This is a genomic window from Roseimicrobium sp. ORNL1 (genome assembly GCF_011044495.1).
Lineage (GTDB): Bacteria > Verrucomicrobiota > Verrucomicrobiia > Verrucomicrobiales > Verrucomicrobiaceae > Roseimicrobium.
On record NZ_CP049143.1, the window covers coordinates 5,370,985 to 5,388,746 of the forward strand.

13 protein-coding genes are annotated in these 17,762 nt (G+C 59.0%); 2 read left to right on the forward strand and 11 right to left on the reverse strand.

The window, feature by feature from the left end; all coding sequences use genetic code 11:
- Nucleotides 1–29 precede the first annotated feature (29 nt).
- The 5 genes from G5S37_RS21680 to G5S37_RS21700 all read right to left on the reverse strand — a co-directional run bounded on the left by G5S37_RS21680 (nucleotide 30) and on the right by G5S37_RS21700 (nucleotide 7,578).
- A complete protein-coding gene (locus G5S37_RS21680) occupies nucleotides 30–1,352 on the reverse strand; it encodes a cytochrome c biogenesis protein ResB (RefSeq protein ID WP_165206572.1) in 1,323 nt (440 codons plus the stop codon).
- Nucleotides 1,349–2,023: a hypothetical protein gene (locus G5S37_RS21685; protein ID WP_165206574.1), complete on the reverse strand. Its 675-nt coding sequence runs from the start codon at nucleotides 2,021–2,023 to the stop codon at nucleotides 1,349–1,351. Before G5S37_RS21685 ends, G5S37_RS21680 begins: the two co-directional genes overlap by 4 nt.
- A gap of 128 nt (nucleotides 2,024–2,151) precedes the next feature.
- Nucleotides 2,152–5,247, reverse strand: a complete 3,096-nt coding sequence (locus G5S37_RS21690; RefSeq protein WP_165206576.1) for a c-type cytochrome domain-containing protein — start codon at nucleotides 5,245–5,247, stop codon at nucleotides 2,152–2,154.
- Nucleotides 5,248–5,358: 111 nt separating this feature from the next.
- Nucleotides 5,359–6,855, reverse strand: a complete 1,497-nt coding sequence (locus G5S37_RS21695; protein WP_165206578.1) for a hypothetical protein — start codon at nucleotides 6,853–6,855, stop codon at nucleotides 5,359–5,361.
- A gap of 111 nt (nucleotides 6,856–6,966) precedes the next feature.
- Nucleotides 6,967–7,578, reverse strand: a complete 612-nt coding sequence (locus G5S37_RS21700; RefSeq protein WP_165206580.1) for a hypothetical protein — start codon at nucleotides 7,576–7,578, stop codon at nucleotides 6,967–6,969.
- 445 nt (nucleotides 7,579–8,023) lie between these two features.
- On the opposite strand from G5S37_RS21700, the gene G5S37_RS21705 reads away from it, so the two are divergent.
- Nucleotides 8,024–9,256, forward strand: coding sequence for a hypothetical protein (locus tag G5S37_RS21705; RefSeq protein WP_165206582.1), 1,233 nt, complete (start codon nucleotides 8,024–8,026; stop codon nucleotides 9,254–9,256).
- A 173-nt stretch (nucleotides 9,257–9,429) separates the two neighbouring features.
- On the opposite strand, the gene G5S37_RS32380 is transcribed toward G5S37_RS21705, so the two are convergent.
- The 3 genes from G5S37_RS32380 to G5S37_RS21715 form a co-directional block, all read right to left on the reverse strand.
- Entirely contained in the window at nucleotides 9,430–9,624 is a 195-nt protein-coding gene (locus tag G5S37_RS32380; protein WP_206026092.1) for a hypothetical protein, read from the reverse strand.
- A 355-nt stretch (nucleotides 9,625–9,979) separates the two neighbouring features.
- Nucleotides 9,980–10,174 (reverse strand): hypothetical protein, encoded by a 195-nt coding sequence (locus tag G5S37_RS21710; protein ID WP_206026093.1) that lies wholly within the window; start codon nucleotides 10,172–10,174, stop codon nucleotides 9,980–9,982.
- Nucleotides 10,175–10,339: 165 nt separating this feature from the next.
- The gene (locus G5S37_RS21715; protein ID WP_165206586.1) at nucleotides 10,340–12,937 is read right to left on the reverse strand and encodes a LamG-like jellyroll fold domain-containing protein; all 2,598 of its coding nucleotides are present in this window, start codon (nucleotides 12,935–12,937) and stop codon (nucleotides 10,340–10,342) included.
- Nucleotides 12,938–13,055: 118 nt separating this feature from the next.
- On the opposite strand from G5S37_RS21715, the gene G5S37_RS21720 reads away from it, so the two are divergent.
- On the forward strand, nucleotides 13,056–14,459 hold the full coding sequence (locus G5S37_RS21720) for a deoxyribodipyrimidine photo-lyase (protein WP_165206588.1): 1,404 nt from the start codon (nucleotides 13,056–13,058) through the stop codon (nucleotides 14,457–14,459).
- Between the two features lie 23 nt (nucleotides 14,460–14,482).
- Here G5S37_RS21720 and G5S37_RS21725 read toward each other — a convergent pair whose 3' ends face one another.
- The 3 genes from G5S37_RS21725 to ligD (G5S37_RS21735) form a co-directional block, all read right to left on the reverse strand.
- The gene (locus G5S37_RS21725; protein ID WP_206026094.1) at nucleotides 14,483–14,986 is read right to left on the reverse strand and encodes a hypothetical protein; all 504 of its coding nucleotides are present in this window, start codon (nucleotides 14,984–14,986) and stop codon (nucleotides 14,483–14,485) included.
- Nucleotides 14,987–15,124: 138 nt separating this feature from the next.
- Nucleotides 15,125–16,057 (reverse strand): non-homologous end-joining DNA ligase, encoded by a 933-nt coding sequence (gene ligD, locus G5S37_RS21730; protein ID WP_165206592.1) that lies wholly within the window; start codon nucleotides 16,055–16,057, stop codon nucleotides 15,125–15,127.
- Nucleotides 16,054–17,736: a non-homologous end-joining DNA ligase gene (gene ligD / locus G5S37_RS21735; RefSeq protein WP_165206593.1), complete on the reverse strand. Its 1,683-nt coding sequence runs from the start codon at nucleotides 17,734–17,736 to the stop codon at nucleotides 16,054–16,056. Before ligD (G5S37_RS21735) ends, ligD (G5S37_RS21730) begins: the two co-directional genes overlap by 4 nt.
- Nucleotides 17,737–17,762: the final 26 nt, after the last annotated feature.

Genomic DNA, 17,762 nt, shown 5'->3' on the forward strand with positions numbered 1-17,762 from the left:
GGCTGGGCGAAGACAGGGGCTACAGGTTCTTAGACACTCGGCGGCGCCACAGGCGCTGTCTTCCGTGCGCTTTGGCCAAGGAATTTCAGCAGATGCCAGACAAGGTTCATCAACAGCCCGATCATCGCGGCGATGAGTGCAATCAATGGCCAGTGGTCGGAGGGATTGCTCGCCACCTGGAACATGGAGGACTGCTGGCCTCCGTGGTCGGCGGCTTCCGCGTCGAAGGAGCTCTGGAAGAAGGCGTACCCGCCATACCGCAGCGGCTCATTCATCGTGATCACCTTCTCCTCGGACTTTCCGTCACGGATCACCGTCACATGGCTGGTGAACTTCCTCGCCATGTTCGTGCCGGGATGCGTTTCACGCACGAACTTGTCCAGCTTCACCTCAAACGGCAGGGGATACTGGCGGCGGCCGATGCTCACGCCGTAGGATTCATCACCAATGGTCACGGTCCAGGGCGCGCGCTCAAGGCGGAAGACGATGCCCAGGTGCTCCGCCTTGGTCTTCTTATCGATAGCCTTCACGTAGGCTCCGTTGACGAGTTGCTCATGCTGCAGCGGCTTCCCTTCGGCATCGCGCACAGGCAGTTCCTGGAGGATGAAACCATCCACCACCATGCTCTGCGGATCCGACGGCTTCGCGGGGCGGACCGTGCTGTTCGGCATGTAGTTCATCACCATGAGGTCGAAGGGAAGGCTGTCGTTGTAGAACGTGCGCGCTTTTCCTTTGGTGAGATCGTCAAACTGGCTGTCAGGAATCATCATCGCCACCCTCTTGCCGTCCTTGGGAGCGGGTTCGAGCTTTTCAATCTGGATGGCGCTGACGTGAAACGCGTTGAACTCATCCACGGTCTGATTCTCCGTCACCCACACGGCTCCCTCGGACTTTCCAAGCAAGGACACGAGGCCCGCCAGCAGCATGAACACCACGGAGACGTGCGCAATGAGCACGCCAATGAGGCCGAAGTTTGGCATGACGCTGTTCTTCAGGCCCGCGCGAATGCGCAGGATGATGCGGGTGATACCACCGCAGATCATGTTCAGAGCCAGCAGGCCCATCAGCAGTCCACCACCGGGCAGGAAAATGGGCAGCACCCACTCCCCTTCATAGGGAATCTGCATCGCACGGAGGCAGCAGTCGATGTCGATATTGTAGATGTACCAGGACTCGAAATACTTCCGCTGGCTCTCATAGAGACCATGCTCAAGCTGCTCCAGCGTCCCGAGGAACGTCATGAGCAACAGCAGCGTGAGCACCACCACGGCAAAGCCGAACGATGCAAAAATATTAAACACCCTCGAGGGGAACGAGGGGGCCTTGGGGGCAGTCACAGAGTCTTTTTTCATCGTTGAACCTTGAGCTGGAGCGAGCGGCTGAATTCATCGAAAGCGGCTTCGTTCTCCTTCACTAGTGCTTTCGGCCCCACCATTTTGACAAAGATCATAAACTTTTCATCGGCATGGAGAATGCCGAGCATGCGGTAGTCCTTCGCCGCTTCCGCCTTGCCCATGTCGGTGAAGTCACCATCAAAAGACACAAACCGGGCCTCATTGTTGAATAAGGGCTTCTTGGGAAGGGCGGCAAATTCCTCCGGTGTGTAAGGCGGCAGCCCCATCTGGGCGCGCCAGCGGTTCACGTTGGCTTCCATGCCACCACCCCCACCGGCGAGGATGCTCAGGAAGCACTGGCCCTCCTGGTTCGGACCGAATCGCATGTCCAGCCACCGGATGCCCCGGGCTGCGCCGCTCGGTTTCACCGAGACCCACCCAGTCGGAGTGATCCATTCAAAGATCTGCTCGGCCGCAGGCGTCTCAGGCGGCGCCATCTCAGGAGGCGCTTCCTGCTCAAGCTGCGGGAACCGGCTCGCGCTGGACGTTCCAATCGGAGGGCGTGTGGAATGTTTGGAGATCTCGCGTGTCTCCTTGATTTGCACCCTCTCGCCCACTCGATCGCAACCTGTCATGGAGAGGCAGGTCACCGCAGAGGAGAAAAGGAGAATGGAACGTGAAATCGGCATCACAAAAGAAAACGGGGAGTCAGGGAAAACGTTAGACGCGGAACCTGGGTGAGGTTCCGCGAAGAGCGGGGTAAGGAGGGAGCCATTCGCCCTCCATGAGGAAGCTCACTCGGGCAAGAGCTGCTTCATCATTTCTTGTTCGCTGCCGGAGCCGCGGCGGGTGCAGCCGTTGGCGGTGCATCAGCCGATTTCGGCTGTGCGGCCGGAGCTGGCGCGGGGGCTGGTGTGGCAGCGGGAGCAGGAGCTGGGGTGGTGGCGGGTTTGGCTTCAGGCTTGGCAGGAGCAGCGGGTGCAGGCGCAGGGGCCGGAGTCGCCGCAGGCTTTGGAGGCTCAGGCTTCTTCTCCTCTTTCTTCGGCTCGGGCTTCTTTTCTTCCTTCTTGGGCTCGGGAGCAGGAGGAGCCGGGGGCTTGGCAGCTTCAATCAGCTTCGCAATCTCCGCTTCGCTGAGACCCACGTTCACCACGAGCCCGGGCACCGCGCCTTCGAGCTTCTTGGCGGCATCTTTCGTCACCGCGGTCTGCCACACGAAGAGTTTCTTCAGCGCCTTGTTGGCAGCGAGTTTCGCAATACCGGCATCCGTCACCTTGGTGCCGTAGAGATTGAGGTACTCAAGGTTTTGCAGACCCGCCAGCTGCGCGAGACCGGCATCCGTCACGGCGGTGTTTTCCAGATGCAGGCGCTGCAGCGCGGGCATCTTGCCGACCGTGGCCAGACCAGCGTCCGTCACCTTGCTGCGGCCGAGATCCAGCCAGGCAATATGCGGGGCGGCAGGAGCCAGCTCAGCCAGTTCCTTGTCACCAAACTTATCCGCGGCATTCACACATCCGAAGCGAAGCTGCTCGGTGTCCAGCGCGAGCGGCATCAGCGTGGCATTCAGTGCGGTCATCTTCGCGGTAACTTCCGCCACCGCCTTCTTCTCCGCATCCGTCAGCGGCTTGGCCTTGGGCTTCTCGTCTTTCTTGGCCACGGCATTCGCCGCAGGCTTCGAGCTCGCGAGACCCTTCAGGAAGGCGTCGATCTCCGGGGACTTCTTTGCCGCAGCGACGGTCAGGTCATCCTTGGCGCCTTCCGCGATCCACCACTCTAGCAGGGCGATTTCCGCCTTGGTGAGCTGGGGCTCATCGCTCGGCGGCATGTGGTCGTCATCATCCACCGGAAGCTTCGAGCGCACCAGCAGCAGGCTGTCCTTCACATTGCCGCCGATGACCGTGGTCTCACCATCGCTGCCGCCTTTGAGCGCATCGGCGAAGGTGTGGAGCTTCAGCTTGCCCTTGGACTTCTCCGTGCCGTGGCAAGCCACGCACTTGGCTTCGAGAATGGGCAGCACCACGTCGGCAAAAACCTTGGCATTGGGGTCGCCAGCCTTGGGAAGGGCCGTGCCTTCGACTTTGCCAGCCGCCGTAGTGGCAGCAGCAGGCGCAGGGGCCGCAGCAGGTTTCGCTGGCGTGGCCGGAGCAGGAGCAGTGGGAGCCGCTGCGGGTGCGGCAGCAGGTGCAGGTGCCACAGCGGCGACCGCCTTGGCGTTGTCTGCGTCCGTCCAGCCGGTGTTCACCAGCATGGCAGCGTGCTTGGCCTTGTAGGCCTCCGCCGCGGGGCGAGTCACGCCCGTCTGCCACAGGTAGACAGACTTCAACTTGCCGAGTGCCTCAAGGTTGGTGAAGACCTTGTCCGTCACCTTGGTGCCATAGAGATTGAGGTATTCCAGATTGGCCAGGCTCTTGAGCTTCTCAACGCCCGTGTCCGTGATGGCGGTGTTTTCGAGATGCAGTTCCTTGAGGTTCGTCATCTTCACGATGCTGTCGCAGGCGGCATCCGTGACCTTGGTGCGGGCCAGATCCAGCGCCACGATGTTCGCGGCAACCGGCTCAAGGTCCTTCAGGTTCGCGTCTGCGTAGTCCTTGGCCACATTCAATGCAGTGAAGCGGAGTTGCTTCGCGTCTGCGGCGATGGGCGCCAGGCTCGCGCCGGAGCCGTTGATTTTCTTCATCGCCTCAGCCACGGCAGGGTCCACCTGGGCCGCTGCCTCAGCCATCACCAGGAACGCGGGCGGCGTGCTGCCACCGGAACCGGACTTCGCCTTGGCAAGCAACGTCTCCACGGTGCCATTCAGCTCGGCGGGGATCCTGGCCTTCGCCTCGGACAGCTTCAGGTCCTTGCTGGCACCTTCCTTCACCCACCAGCTCAGCAGGGCAACCTCCTCTTTCTTGGGCTGGGACTTGTTGCTCGGAGGCATGTGCATGTCATCCGGATCATCATCCACCGGGATGAGCATGGTGGTGATCATCAGGCTCTTGTCCGCCTGGCCAGGCACCACGTTGTACCCCTTGTCACCGCCCTTGAGCATGAGCTCATGGGTGTGAAGGCGGAGGCCGCCCTTGTCCTTGTCAGCGCCATGGCAGCCGTAGCAATAGTTCTGCACCACCGGAGCCACCAGCGCGGCATACACTGTGGGGTCTGAGGGATCTCCGTTGGCCACCGCGGTCTGCGGATGGTCATTTCCCTGCTCAGGAGCGCCATTCTCCGCTGTCTGGGTATCCTTGCGCAGAGGCCCGAAGAAAGACAGCAGCCACTCCTCCCCTTTCTCCACCGAGGTCTGTGCCACAGGGGGGGCGTGGTCGAGCAGGTAGTCCGGACCATGCACCATGTTGCCCCCGAGGTGTGCACCCACACTCATCACGGCCAGCGTGCTCACCATGAAAAAGCGATGCATGATGGGAATGCGACCGCTGGAGTCGGTGATGAGCTTGAACACAAAGGACAAAATCGCGAGCACCGCCGTGGCAAGGCCCAGCGTCTGGTGTGCCTGGAAAGTCGCGCTGTCATAACCACCCTCGCGGGAGAGCAGCACCCCAAGAATCACCGCAAACACCGCGCCCAGCGCGCCTACACCCATGATGAAGGTGATCGCCGGCTTCAGTGCGTCGCCCAGAGGACTGCGGCGGATGGCCAGCACATCCATGAGCGCCGCCAAAAAGAGCACACCCACTGGCACGTGCACCGCGATGGGATGGAACCTGCCGAAGAAGAGCGCCCAAGTCGGCGTGGGCACCTCACGTCCAGCATTTTGCAGAGGCGGGTACATGTAGAGCCCCAGGGCAAACACCACAATGATCCCCACTGCGGACGCCCACCCCAAAAGTGAAGTGCGTGGGGTGCGGTTCGCAGGAATGGGCTGATCAGAAGCGTCGTCGGGGCTCAAGCTGGCAGCGGAAGCGGTCGGCATGGGTAAGGGAGCGGGGTAATATACAGGTGAGGAGACGGGATACAAAACGACAGGGAAAGCCTCGTTAATTCATTTCCCCTACAAATTAACCATCACACAAGATCCCCGCTTTTACCCGGCAAAGTAGCCGTTCTGAAGGTCATACGGGAGTTGGAGCAATGTCAGTACAAGCCAGAAAGCAAGAAACACCAGCGTCAGCGCCTTGGTGGTGGAGATGGTCCAGCTTCCCAGTTTGAACGAATCACGTCGCAGCATGGCCGCCACGGCAGTCATGCAGAACAAAAGCGGCACGAGCGAAATGGAATTGAGCAGTCGCGGCCCCACCTTCAGCGGTGTGAACCAGCCAAAGAGGTAGACCAGCACGGTGAGAAAGGCGGCCAGGAACAAGATGCCCCCACTCCACGACCACGTGCCGAAGACTGCCTCATTCCACCGCCGTGAAGCAGCCCACACCACAATCCCAGCCCACATGATTTGTAGCCAGTGGATGGCGGTGTACTCGTCGTAGTTGTTCGTGAACATCATGGAGACGCCCTTCACGAAGCGCTTCTTGATCTGCGGCCAGGTGTGCTGATTCCAGTAATTCTTTGCCGTGGGCAGTGCCTCGGGGTGATCGATTTTTCCGTCTCCATCCTTGTCAACGAGCGAGAGGTCGCGATCGAGGCCCATCTTTTGCAGCTCATGCTTCTGCTGCGTGTCCTCCGCCCACATGTAGTACTTGCTCTGCACATTGTGGAAGGGATCGCCGAACAGCTTCCACGACGTGTACAGGTACTGGGACATCGGCAGGATATAGGCACCCAGCGTCACCAATCCCGCGATCACAATGGCCCTCCTCCGCGGCCAGTCCCTCGCACAGAGAAGCTGTAGCCCCTGGATCAGTCCCATGAGGCCCAGCGCCACCAGCGCATTGGCCTTCGTCAGGTGCCACGCACACAGGACAAGTCCACAGACGAGCGCATTCTTCCACGTGGGCTCATGCAGCGTCTTCACCACCATGAATGTGCCGACGGTGATCAAAGTCGTGAGCAGGATCTCCGGCTGCACGTAGGGAGACTTCAGCATGTAAAGCTGGAAGGCCGCCACCAGGATGAACGCCACGGCCAGCCAGTTCCCCAGCCACCCACGAAAGACAAAAAACATGAGCACCAGGCAGGCGAGCGACAGGTAGATATTGAACGCCCGCGCCGTGGGGAAGAAGTCGGAAACATACTGCCGCTGCGCCTCGATGGTGGGCTCCATCTTCACCTCGGGCGCTGCAAACGCCAACAGCCACATGTACATCGGCATGCGCATGCGGGTGGTGAACTGGCTGATGCCATGCTCACGCAGGTTCTGCGCGTAGTTCATGTACACCCGCTGGTCATTCATGTCGAAGGAGCGCAACGGCCTGCCGGCCTTCTCCTGGGCCTCAAAACTCCCTCCGTAAATGTGCTGCCGCTCATAGGCGAGTTGCTTGTCGATGGTGCTGGACACCTCCGTGCCGTGCTGGATGGCCCGTGCCACATACCACCACGCCGCGACCGCCAGGCATGCCACCACCACCGCGGTGAACCACCGAGGCGCCTTCGTACCGGGAGCGAGCAACTGTCGCAGAAAATCAGCCATGAGCCGCGCAGAGTAGAGGGCCGCGCATGCTGGTCAACATGGGAGAACGTAGAAGGCTTCTCCAGAAGCCTTTCAGGCATACCCCCACAAAGTCCTCAAGCCTCAAGCCCGTCACTGCAGCATCCGCCACACCGGGCCCAGCATGCTCCAGCCGCTCCCGTCCCAGTAGAAAAGGTGGTACTTCATCCCTGCCTCATTTCCTGGCTCCAGAAACTCCACTTCGTAGTACGTTTTCCCCGGCACGAACACACCCTTCGCCGCCAGCCCCTTCACGGCCGCAGGGAATTCCTTGAAGGCAGCCGACCCGGCTTCGTACGCCGCCATTTCCTCCGTCGTCGCCGCATGCACCTGCACTTCCGTCTGCGTCGGTTTCGCCGAGAACAGCCGCGCCAGTGCCGGTCCATCCTTCGGCATGCGCTCATGAAACGCCTGGACCTTCTGCCGCCCCTCCACCTCCGCTCCCGGCCCCAGTCCTTTCGCAACCTTCGTCGCATCCGGCAGCACCTTCGCCGTCAACTCCGCGATCTTCGTGTCATTCCCGTCCTTGATGGCACTGAGCAATCCACTCATGGCCCTCTTCAGTTCCGGCGCTCCGGGATCCGGTTTGTCCTTGTCCTGCGCGACAACAGACGGCACCACGCCCGCACCAAGGAATGCGGCACAGAGAACAGCCAGCCAGGGAGTCCAACCACATTTCCGGATAATCAAGAGTTCGGATTTCATAGGAGGATGGGAAAACTGCTCTCATGAGCTGCTAGCGATAATTTAGAGCAAAAAAGCAATCGCGCCACAGGCAACATTGGGCCGCTTCAAAACCATCGAGAGCCTCCTGAAGGTATAAGATTCGGCTAAGCACCTGCGCCCAAGCCAAGAAACCGCGGACGGCATCAACAGGGAGATCGCGCAGTGCACACCAACTCCATGCACCAAGTCACTTTGCGTCGTGGAGTGCGGTGGCATAGGCCTCCCTTGAGGCCGCGACACCGCTTTGAACGGAGCGTTCTCTTCCTGCCCCTTTGGAAATCTCCATCGGAATCCACCACCCAACGCCCGCACCACGAACCATTCCACCGGATGGATGACAACCTTCCCTCTTGAGAACACAAAACGCACAACGAACTGTTAGAACGCCATCCCGCTTCCTGTTTGGCATCTTAAAGAACAACCAATGAAATTCCCCCTGGTCTCCAGATCCCATCATCAGGCCGAGACCGCACGCCTGAAGGAAAAGTTGGAGGAAAAGCTCGCCCACACCGAAAAGAAGCAGCAGCAAACGGCTGAGAAACTTCAACTAGCCTCTGCCAAAACAAAACAAGAACAGCAGCGAGCAACCGTTCTCGAAAATCTCTGCGAAGGGAGGCTCCGCCAGATTGAAGGATTGCACGCGGAAGTAGCAGACCTGCGACGCTCCAGGCTCAAGCTGCTGGATGACCTCAGCCGCGCGAGGATGGCTCTGCACCCCTACACAGGCCCCGCCGTGCCAGTGATCATCGGAGTCGACGTCGAGCCTGATGCGCGAGTCGTTGACTTGAACAATCCCTCTTGGGACTCTACGCCAAAGTTCTTCAAGAAAGCAGAAGAACTGCGAAAGCTCCTGTCCGCCACCGCAGATGGAGCCCCAGTGAAATTCACCTGGTTTCCCCGCGCGGATCCCCAGGTGGAAAAAGCCAATGGCTCCGCGACTTGGGCGCTGGAGCATTTTCGCAAGGACTGGGATAGGGTACTCTCCGCCGGTGATGAGATCGGCCTCCACATGCACCCCTGGCGCTGGGACGAGCGGACCGGTGACTGGTGCCAGGACCACGCCGATGAAGCCTGGGTGCTCCACTGCGTGCGCTCCTCCATCGCCGCCTACCGAGCCGTATTCGGCACCACCCCCGCCAGCTACCGCGGCGGTGATCGCTATCTAAGCAACGCCGTCATGCGTCTGCTCGAAGAAGAAGGCGTGCGCCTCGACCTAACCTTGGAACGCATGCCCGAAGTCCCCCGCCTCCTGGCCTCCGAACGCGGCACCGGTCTCATCCCCGACGGAACCTCCATCCCCCTCCGCGCCTACCGCCCCTCCCCCCACGACTTCCGCCTCCCCGATCCCACCAAGACCACCGGCCTCGGCATGCTTCCCTTAACTCCCTACGAACACGGCTCCCTCAGCCCCTGGCTTCCCAACACCGTCTTCGAAGAAGCCCTGGACCGCCTGCTGGGAAACGTCGGCAATACCACCGGCAACAGCAGCCCAGAGAGCCCCACCCACCTCGCTTTCGTCGTGCGAACCAGCATCGCCGATTCCCCGTACTGGGACACCTTCGTAGAAAACACCCTGTCCCTCGCACGCAGAGTGCGTGAGGGCAGGACTGAATTTGCTGCGGCAAGCGAAGCTTGGAACATGGCTGCCACCCCCTAAACTGCTTGTTGAACACACCGCCAGAGGGGAACCCTGCGTTTAGAGAAGAAAGACTCAGCTTCGACCGAACGAACTACCGTTTCCTTGAGGCATGTATTGGATTGAAACTTGGGGATATCGATCAGGCTGAACCTGCGCCTCCTTGCACACAGGGCAAATCGCCACGTCGCGATTCAGTCACATTCCGCCAATTCCGCCACTATGTCCCATCCAAGGGAAATGTTCAGCATGCTCATTTCATAACAAAGCCATGGATCCAATACCCAACCAAAATTACGCCAGCCACCCATTTCAACGACCAGCATACATTTCGCATCTGCCTTGCGAAAGTCTCGAAGAACTGAAGCTTTGGCCGTAAGCAGATCCACGAATCGGTAAAGGGATTCCTCAATCGGATCGTCACACGGCATCTCATCACCTCCCCCCTTTCCAAGCGAGCGCGAACACCAGTAGGTTATTGGCATAGCCTCCCCCTGGGCAACCTGAACACTCCTTTGAGATTCAAAAGCACAATCAATTTCGAGTAACTCCGAAATCTCCCGTGCAGTTAAACTGGGATGTTCAATTCTCAGAACGAAGTTAAACCGATAGCCCCCCCATGACAATCATCCATACTGTCAGTATCCATCATTGCAATGCGCCTGTCCCTTTGTCAGTTGTACTTTGAAGGGTTTCAACGAAGGCGTTCCCCGTAGCGCCATCCGGGCCAAACACTTTGTGTTTTCAATCCGCCTTGCGAAGCATTTCTTCTGGTATTTCCATAGATTCGCCCGACCCCGCTTCCACCGTGTAAACTTTCACCCCATCGATTTCGGACATGCCGCAAACGGCGCCGGTGTGTCCGGGTGCATATTGAATCGGTGCGGTGTCGATCACTTGAACTTCCTCGCCCCAATCGTAAAGAAACTCTGTCTCCATAACTATGCAGGCAACCATGAGGTTTCATCCGCATTAGTCAATCACCGAACATGGTAGTGCGGGGCTCGTGAACGCGGAACACAGTGCTTCCCAAATGGCTTGCGCGGTCCAATGGCCATGTTGACTGCACCGGATGAAAACGCGCCATCCGCGCACCATGCCTCGTCATTTCTTCTCGCCAGCACCGTCCGCAGCTCCCGCCTTCATGATCTCCGCGTCCCAGTCTGTGGCATCATGGAAACGGTCTGCGCCAATACCTTCGATAAGCTCGTCTTTGACGAAGAGGCTCTTGAGTTCGGTGTGCTCCTCTTCGTGATGGAGGGTGAGGTGCACCACATCGCCTACCTTAAGTTGCTGGGCTGGAAGCGCTTTGGCATCCATCCAAATCCAGTGGCTGACGGCAATTTGTTTTGAGGGTAGCGGCGGTCCTTCGGTGACTTCCTGCACCTCATAGAGATGACGCACGAGCGCCTCTGTGTAGGGCTGGAACTCCAACAGAGGTGGTATGGGAGAAGCCTCGACGAGCTTGGCCACGACCTTCCACTCCTTGAGAGGATCCCTCTTGGATTCAGCGACGATCGATGAATTCGAATGCTGAGCAATCTCTTCATCCGAGAGACAGCGGTCGTAGATGACCACCCGGTCGATAAGACCACGCCAGGAGTTGTTTCCTTCTGACGATGCGCCGAATCGCAACTTCATATCCTCCCAGTTGCTAAGATCCCCGCGGATGCGGCTGCGATTCCATACCGCAGAGCCATCTATCCACACACTGAGCTTGTCCTTCCGATACGCGATGACGAGGTGATGCGGCTGGTTGTTATCCACCCCGGCCAGTTGCGTCTCCTCCATGGGGGCATTCGGATCCTGCTCAGGAGTGCGCAACAGCAGATAGAGACGTGTGCCACGCTGGCCGATGGTCAGGTTGCGTTGCTTCTCGCTGTTGGCGAGGGTGAGGATGGGATGCAGTTCCTTGTCAAAAGGAGCAGGCTGCGGAGTGATGATCATCTCCACGGTCACCTCGTTGCTCTTCACACAGGAGGCAGAGACCAGTTCGCCGGCCTTGGGAGCATCGAACCATCCACCGCGTAGTTTCATCGCGCCGTGATCGGACCAGAAGGCGAGACCATTCGGAGCCACTTCACACGGCGTGCCGTTGGGCAGGGACGTGCGGCCCTTCACATTTTCCCAAACAAAGACCATCCCCTCGTCTGAAGCTGGCCATGCTACTGAAGGAATGCTCACCTTCGCCTTCACCATGCGGTTGGGCTGCTGCGCCGTATCGCGAAAACCATCGAATTCAAAGGTCGCGTTCTCGGCAGTACCGGGCGGCATGTGGAAGGAGACTGCGTAGCCATCGTTGATCAGCTGCCAGCCAGTCACAGGCGCTCCGCCTGAAACGGTGATGGAAGCGCCATCCGACAGCACGGGCTCATCGAAATCGACGATGATGCCATCCTTCCCTTCGCGGCGGACGCCGTCCACCAGCGGAGGGGCGGCTTCGCGCACGTTCACATAACCGCGCAGCTTTTTATCGCCCTGCTTCGCCTCCACCCAATACTCGCCGGGATGATCAAAGACACGCGTGACGGAATTTCCCGTGGCATTGAATCTGCCGGTGATGTGCCACTGCCATTCTCCGGAAGCATATTCCTTGGGGATGGTGAAGGTCATCTCCGTCTTTCCCTCGACATAATGCGAGCCCAGGGGCAGCTCACGGCGGAAGACATCAGGATAACGATCGACCCCCTTGAACTTTGTATAACGGACCGGATTGCCGATGATATAGAACTGCTTGGGGTGCACGTGCGCCAGATAGATATCGTAGTCGGCCGTGAAGTGGTCGTGCTTGTCCGGAGACGCAGCGAAGGCCATGAGTCGCTGGCAGGGTGACACCATGGGGAAGTAGACGTAGTTCCGCTTCCCGTGGAGGCGCGCATCATCGCGTTGCAGGACCTGCCCGATCTCACGCGTCGCGAGCCGCATCTTGTTGATGGGACCGCCGGCGCCGCCCATCCAGTAGCCCCACTGGCCATCCTGGGTGAAGTAGGGCTGACAACCACCCATGCGCTGCTGATTGCGCACGAGTTGCTGCTCCTTGTCATAGAGGGCAAACTCCGGCGTGCCGCTGGTGGCATGCTTCATGTCCGGGCTCACGAGGTAGCCGAAGGTCTCATGGGCCTGCTTGACCAGGCGCTTGGTCTTGCCGGTCTTCACATCGTATTCGTTCGAGTAGCCCTCGCCATCGATATAGCACAAGCGATTGGCATCCAGCCAGGTGACCGCCCGATGTTCGGCATAGCTGCGGGCCTCTTTCGAGATTACGCGGCGCTTGCGGCTGACCAGATTCATGAGCCAAAGCGTGCCAGGCTTCCGGGCGTGACCGGGGTATCCAGTCTTCCCCTTGGGGTAGCTCATGTAGACCAGCATGCGCCCGTCAGGGGAAATCTTGGGGCAGGCATGGTCGCGGCCCTCCTCTGCAGGGATGATGCGCTTCTCCTTGCCGCCGCTCAGCTTCTTCACCCAGATTTCCCAGCGGTCATTGCGAAAGCGCTCCCACACCATGAAGCCAGTTCCGAGCCGGGCGATGGTCTTCTTGATGAGCGCCTCATCCAGATCGAGAGGGATCTCCTCGGGCTCGTCACTCTCTGAGATCTTCTCCTTCTTCTTTCCATTGTCATCCTTGCACGCACTGAGCGCCAGCAAGCCGACAAGGGCTGCCAGCAGGCCCAGAAGTGGGAGCTTCCAAGTGCGCAGGGACATCTAAGCGTGGGAATGTGAAACGGGGGCCGCAAATATCCCAGTCATTGAGGCTTTGGGCAACGGAGAAACATTTCCATTTTTTTCGCCTGCCTGCCTCGGGCGCTCGTATAGGTGGCGCATGGCCCAGGTCAGCATTCATTGGTTTCGTCGCGACCTTCGACTCACCGACAACACCGCACTTCATCACGCCGCCCGGGCTTCCGAACAGGTCATCCCTGTATACATCCTGAGCACCTGGAAGCGCCGGCATGACTGGACCGGCCCGAGCCGCCAGGCATTCCTCTGTGGCAATCTTGCCTCCCTGGCGAAGAACCTGGAAACTATCAATTCGAGGCTGATCCTTCGCGCAGGTGCGGCAGACGAGGAACTTGAAAAGCTGATCCTGGAAACGGGCGCCACCGCTCTGTATGCCAATCGGGATCCGGATCCGTTTGGCAAAGCGATGGAAGCTAGTGTCGCTGCCATGTGCCAGAAGCATGAAGTGGAGCTTCTCAGTTTCAAAGACGTGACGCTGCACGGGCCAGAAGAAGTGCTGAACGGCGAGGGGAAGCCCTACCGCGTCTTCACGCCCTACTTCAGAAACTGGTTCTCCCAGGAAAAGGCTACACCACTCCCCACCGTGAAGTCGCTCGGCCCCGCTGCTGCAAAGCTCAAAAGCCTGCCGCTGCCGACTCTCCAACACTGGAGTCTGCCGCCGTGCACCGCCTCCACTCCCCCACCCGGCGAGCGCGCGGCCCGGGAGCGCATGAAGGACTTCATCTTCTCCGGCAAAGTCGCGGCGTATGCTGACATGCGGAACACTCCTTCCGGTCGACACTCATCCTGCCTGAGTCCGGATCTCCGCTACGGACTGATTGGCATTCGCGAACTCTACCAGCGCTGCCAGAAAGCCGCGCAGGGAGCAAAGGCGACCGTCAAAGCCAGTGTTGAAACTTATTTGAAGGAGCTGGCGTGGCGCGAGTTTTACATGGCGGTGCTGCATCACTGGCCGGAGGTGCTGGAGATGGAGTTCAACCCCGAATTCCGCAGCGTGCCTTGGGATGGTAAAGAACAGCACTACGAAGCATGGAAGGAGGGCCGCACCGGGTTCCCCATCGTAGATGCAGGCATGCGCCAGCTCCTGGCCACGGGCTGGATGCACAACCGTGTGCGCATGATTGTCTCCATGTTCCTCACCAAGGACCTCCACGTGCACTGGCGATTGGGCGAGAGCTGGTTCATGCAGCAGCTCGTGGATGGTGAGATTGCGAGCAACAACGGAGGCTGGCAATGGAGCGCGGGCACCGGTGCGGACGCGGCACCCTATTTCCGCATCCAGAATCCATGGACGCAGACCAAGCGCTACGATCCCGAAGGCGAGTACATCAAGCAATGGGTGCCGGAGCTGAAGGATGTGCCGCCGGAGAAGTTCTTCCAGCCTTCAGATGCTCCTTTAGCAACGGGATATCCCCTGCCAATCGTGGATCACGGTCAGGAACGTGAGCGCACGTTGAAGCGGTTCAAGATGGCTAAGGGAAGATAGGAACTCTTTCCAGTCTTCCGATTCTATTCAAACGTCACATGGATGTCCGCCTCATTTTTCTCCCAGCGAACCGAGGCGGCAAAGCCGAAGCCCACAAGCTTGTCCGTGTCCGTATGGACTTCTCCCACCTGGACGTTCCCGTTCATCACCCGCAGGAGGGTCTGGCCGTCTTTGCTAGCGACTGACCACGTATATTTTTTCCCGACCTCCAGCTTGAGTTGACTTGAAACAAGGCTGTCCGCCAATTCCAAGACTGCGTAGTAGCTGGTGACGTTTGTTTTGGATGGCACCTCGACGGAGAGCTTTCCTGTCCGGTCACCCGCAGGCACCAGCGCAAGCTTGCCCAGGTGATATATCACTTCTCCATCAATCCTTCCACTGTCATTGCGCTTTCGTCCTTGAATAGAAAAGCCATCCCTCTTGGTGACGGAGAGTTCGTTGAAGATCCCGGGAGTTTCTGGATCCAGCTTTTTTGTACTCATGGTCGCGCAGAACGGGAGCACTCTAATGTCTGCGGCAGTGATCATCCGGGGAGCACTCACCGCCGATAGTGTACCAAGACCCGCCAGGGAAGCGGTAAGGAGAAACATTCTTCGCTGCATGCCACCAAATAATCGAAGACTGACCCAGAGGTCAACTCTTCAACTCTTCGCAGAACCAGACCTTCATGCTATCTTCGGAAGCTTCTGCTTCATGGTCAGCACCGGCTCAAAGAGGTCACCCATCTTCTTTACCCGCCGCAGCACTTCATCCGCCTGAAAGACGAGGGCCTTGCCCTTCTTTGCCTTGGATCGGTTCTTCCACGCAGACTCCACCTCACTCCACTTCAGCGGAGTGGAGACAGAGGGCACCTGCTTCGCGCGCAGGGAGTAGACGCTCACAGTCGTTTTCTTATCATCGTTCTGGCTCCAGTCGATGAAGACCTTCCCCTCACGGAGGCTCTTCTTCATGTCGGAGACGACCATCTCCGGATGCTCGCCAGCCAGCGTTTCCGCCACCTGGCGTGCGAAGGCCTTGGTCTTGTCGTAGTTGGTCGGGGTGTTGAGCGGCAGCACGAGTTGCATGCCCTTGGATCCGGAAGTCTTGGGGAAACACTCCAGATCGAGCGCTGCAAACATCTTCCGCAACCACAGCGCCACCTGGCAGCATTGAATGATGTCCGCAGGCGGGCCGGGATCGAGGTCAAATACCAGAGCCGTGGGGCGTTGCATCGCCCCGCGCCGATGCTGGAAAGTGTGGAGCTCAAGGTTGGCAATATTTGCCGCCCACACCAGCGCCGGCAGATCGTCGAAGACGCAGTAGTCGATGTACTCGCCATTATCCTTGGCCACCTTGACCGTCTTCTTCTTGATCCAGTCGGGTGCATGGGAAGGGCACTGCTTCTCATAGAAGAACATGCCATTCACCCCGTCGGGATAGCGCTTCAGCGACACTGGCCGTCCTTTGGTATGAGGCACCAGCACCTCGGCAATGCGCGCGTAATAATCGATGACCTGTCCCTTGGTGAACCCGGATTCAGGATAGTAGACCTTGTCGAGGTTGGACACCGCCACCTCGCGCTTGCCGACTTTGAGAGTGGCTTTGTTGCGGGCGCTCATGCAAGCTTGCTGGAGGGTTCACGCACGACGTCCTTGGCCTTCTTGTCCTCACGCAGTCCCAGGTATACCGGCTGACGGAGGCGATCGTCCCGCGTCCACTCGGAGAATTTCACCTGGCATACGAGCACGGGTTTCAGCCAGTGGCACTTCTTCATCACACTTGTGGTGATGCCCTGACCGTAACGTCCCTCGCGCTCTTCGGGGAGATCCTTGAAGGGACAAGTATCGGAGGCCATTTTCTTAAATCGCGTGTGCAGATCCTTCAACACGGCTCCCGTGTATCCCGTGCCCACCTTGCCGGAGTACACGAGCTTTCCCTTCTCATACACGCCCACGAGCAGTGCTCCGATGTGCTGTCGCGTGCCGCCCGGTGGCGTATAGCCGCCAATCACAAACTCCTGCTCCTTCACGAGCTTGAGTTTGACCCAGGCGCCGCTGCGCTGGCCCACCTCATAGCGCGATCCCTTGCGTTTCCCAATGAGCCCCTCAAGCCCGAGAGCACCGGCCTTCTTCAGGAGCTTCTCAGCATCCGTGCCTATGGAAGAGGAGAAGCGGATGATGTCCGACGACTCGGGTAAAATGGCCTTGAGCTTTTCACGGCGTTCCTCCAGTGGGAGGTCGCGCGTACTCTTTCCGTTCAGGGCGAGAATATCAAAGACATAGTAGCAGAGCGGCGGGCGCTCCTGGCCCAGTTCATATGCCTGGAGAAGCTGGAAGGAAGAGCGCCCATCTTTATCGAGCGCGACGATCTCACCATCGATAATGGCATTTTTCACGTCCATTCCCTCCATGGCTTCCACCACGTCCGGGAACTTTTCCGCGAGATCATGATTCGTCCGGGAGAGTAGGTGCACCGTCTTGCCCTCCTTGTAGGTAACCGCGCGAAATCCATCGAACTTTATCTCATAAAGCCAATCACCCGGTGGCACCTTGTTCTCGATGTGCGCTTTCATGGGCTCGAGGAATTTCGCCTTCAATGCGGGCTTCCGCTTTCCAGCCTTTGCAGTGGTTTTCGATTTTGGCACCGCCTTCTTCGGCGTCTTTGCGGACTCCCTTGCTGCGGCCAGGCGCTCCTTCAGCGAGCCACGGCCATTGCCGGAATTCCGCGGCTTGGACTGCCACACGTGATCGCTCTTGGCGAGCTGGGCCATGGTCTTGCCGGAGAGGGCGGATTCGGACTCGACCTTTTTTGAGAGCTTCTTGTGATTCTCTCCGCCTTTGATGATGAGCCATTGCTCGTCCTCGTCTTTCAACCGTACCAGATACCACTCTCCCTGGAGCTTCTTGCCCTTCAGCACGACGTGGAGCTTGCCACCATCCAGTTCCTTCTTCGGCGCTTTGCTCAGCGGCTCGTAGGTGCCGCGGTCCCACACCTGCACCGTGCCACCTCCATATTGTCCCTTCGGGATGGTGCCCTCGAAGTCGATGTAGGAAACGGGATGGTCCTCCACCTTCACGGCAAGATGCTTTTCTCCCTTCGCCAGCGGCAGGCCTTTGGGCACAGCCCAGGAAACAAGTGTCCCGCCCATCTCCAGGCGGAAGTCGTAGTGCAGCCGTGAAGCATCGTGCTTCTGGATAACGAAGCGAGCCAGCTTGCCTTTCGACTTCTCCACACGGCCCTCAGGCTCGGCGGTGATGGCGAAGTTCCGCTTGCGTTTGTATTCCTTGAGCGAGGCCATCGTGAGGTGACTCTTTCTCTTTGCCC

Coding starts and splice junctions, on each gene's coding strand:
- G5S37_RS21680 (WP_165206572.1), bottom strand. CDS start 1,352: ATGAAAAAAGACTCTGTGACTGCCCCCAAGGCCCCCTCGTTCCCCTCG.
- G5S37_RS21685 (WP_165206574.1), bottom strand. CDS start 2,023: ATGCCGATTTCACGTTCCATTCTCCTTTTCTCCTCTGCGGTGACCTGC.
- G5S37_RS21690 (WP_165206576.1), bottom strand. CDS start 5,247: ATGCCGACCGCTTCCGCTGCCAGCTTGAGCCCCGACGACGCTTCTGAT.
- G5S37_RS21695 (WP_165206578.1), bottom strand. CDS start 6,855: ATGGCTGATTTTCTGCGACAGTTGCTCGCTCCCGGTACGAAGGCGCCT.
- G5S37_RS21700 (WP_165206580.1), bottom strand. CDS start 7,578: ATGAAATCCGAACTCTTGATTATCCGGAAATGTGGTTGGACTCCCTGG.
- G5S37_RS21705 (WP_165206582.1), top strand. CDS start 8,024: ATGAAATTCCCCCTGGTCTCCAGATCCCATCATCAGGCCGAGACCGCA.
- G5S37_RS21710 (WP_206026093.1), bottom strand. CDS start 10,174: ATGGAGACAGAGTTTCTTTACGATTGGGGCGAGGAAGTTCAAGTGATC.
- G5S37_RS21715 (WP_165206586.1), bottom strand. CDS start 12,937: ATGTCCCTGCGCACTTGGAAGCTCCCACTTCTGGGCCTGCTGGCAGCC.
- G5S37_RS21720 (WP_165206588.1), top strand. CDS start 13,056: ATGGCCCAGGTCAGCATTCATTGGTTTCGTCGCGACCTTCGACTCACC.
- G5S37_RS21725 (WP_206026094.1), bottom strand. CDS start 14,986: ATGATCACTGCCGCAGACATTAGAGTGCTCCCGTTCTGCGCGACCATG.
- ligD (WP_165206592.1), bottom strand. CDS start 16,057: ATGAGCGCCCGCAACAAAGCCACTCTCAAAGTCGGCAAGCGCGAGGTG.
- ligD (WP_165206593.1), bottom strand. CDS start 17,736: ATGGCCTCGCTCAAGGAATACAAACGCAAGCGGAACTTCGCCATCACC.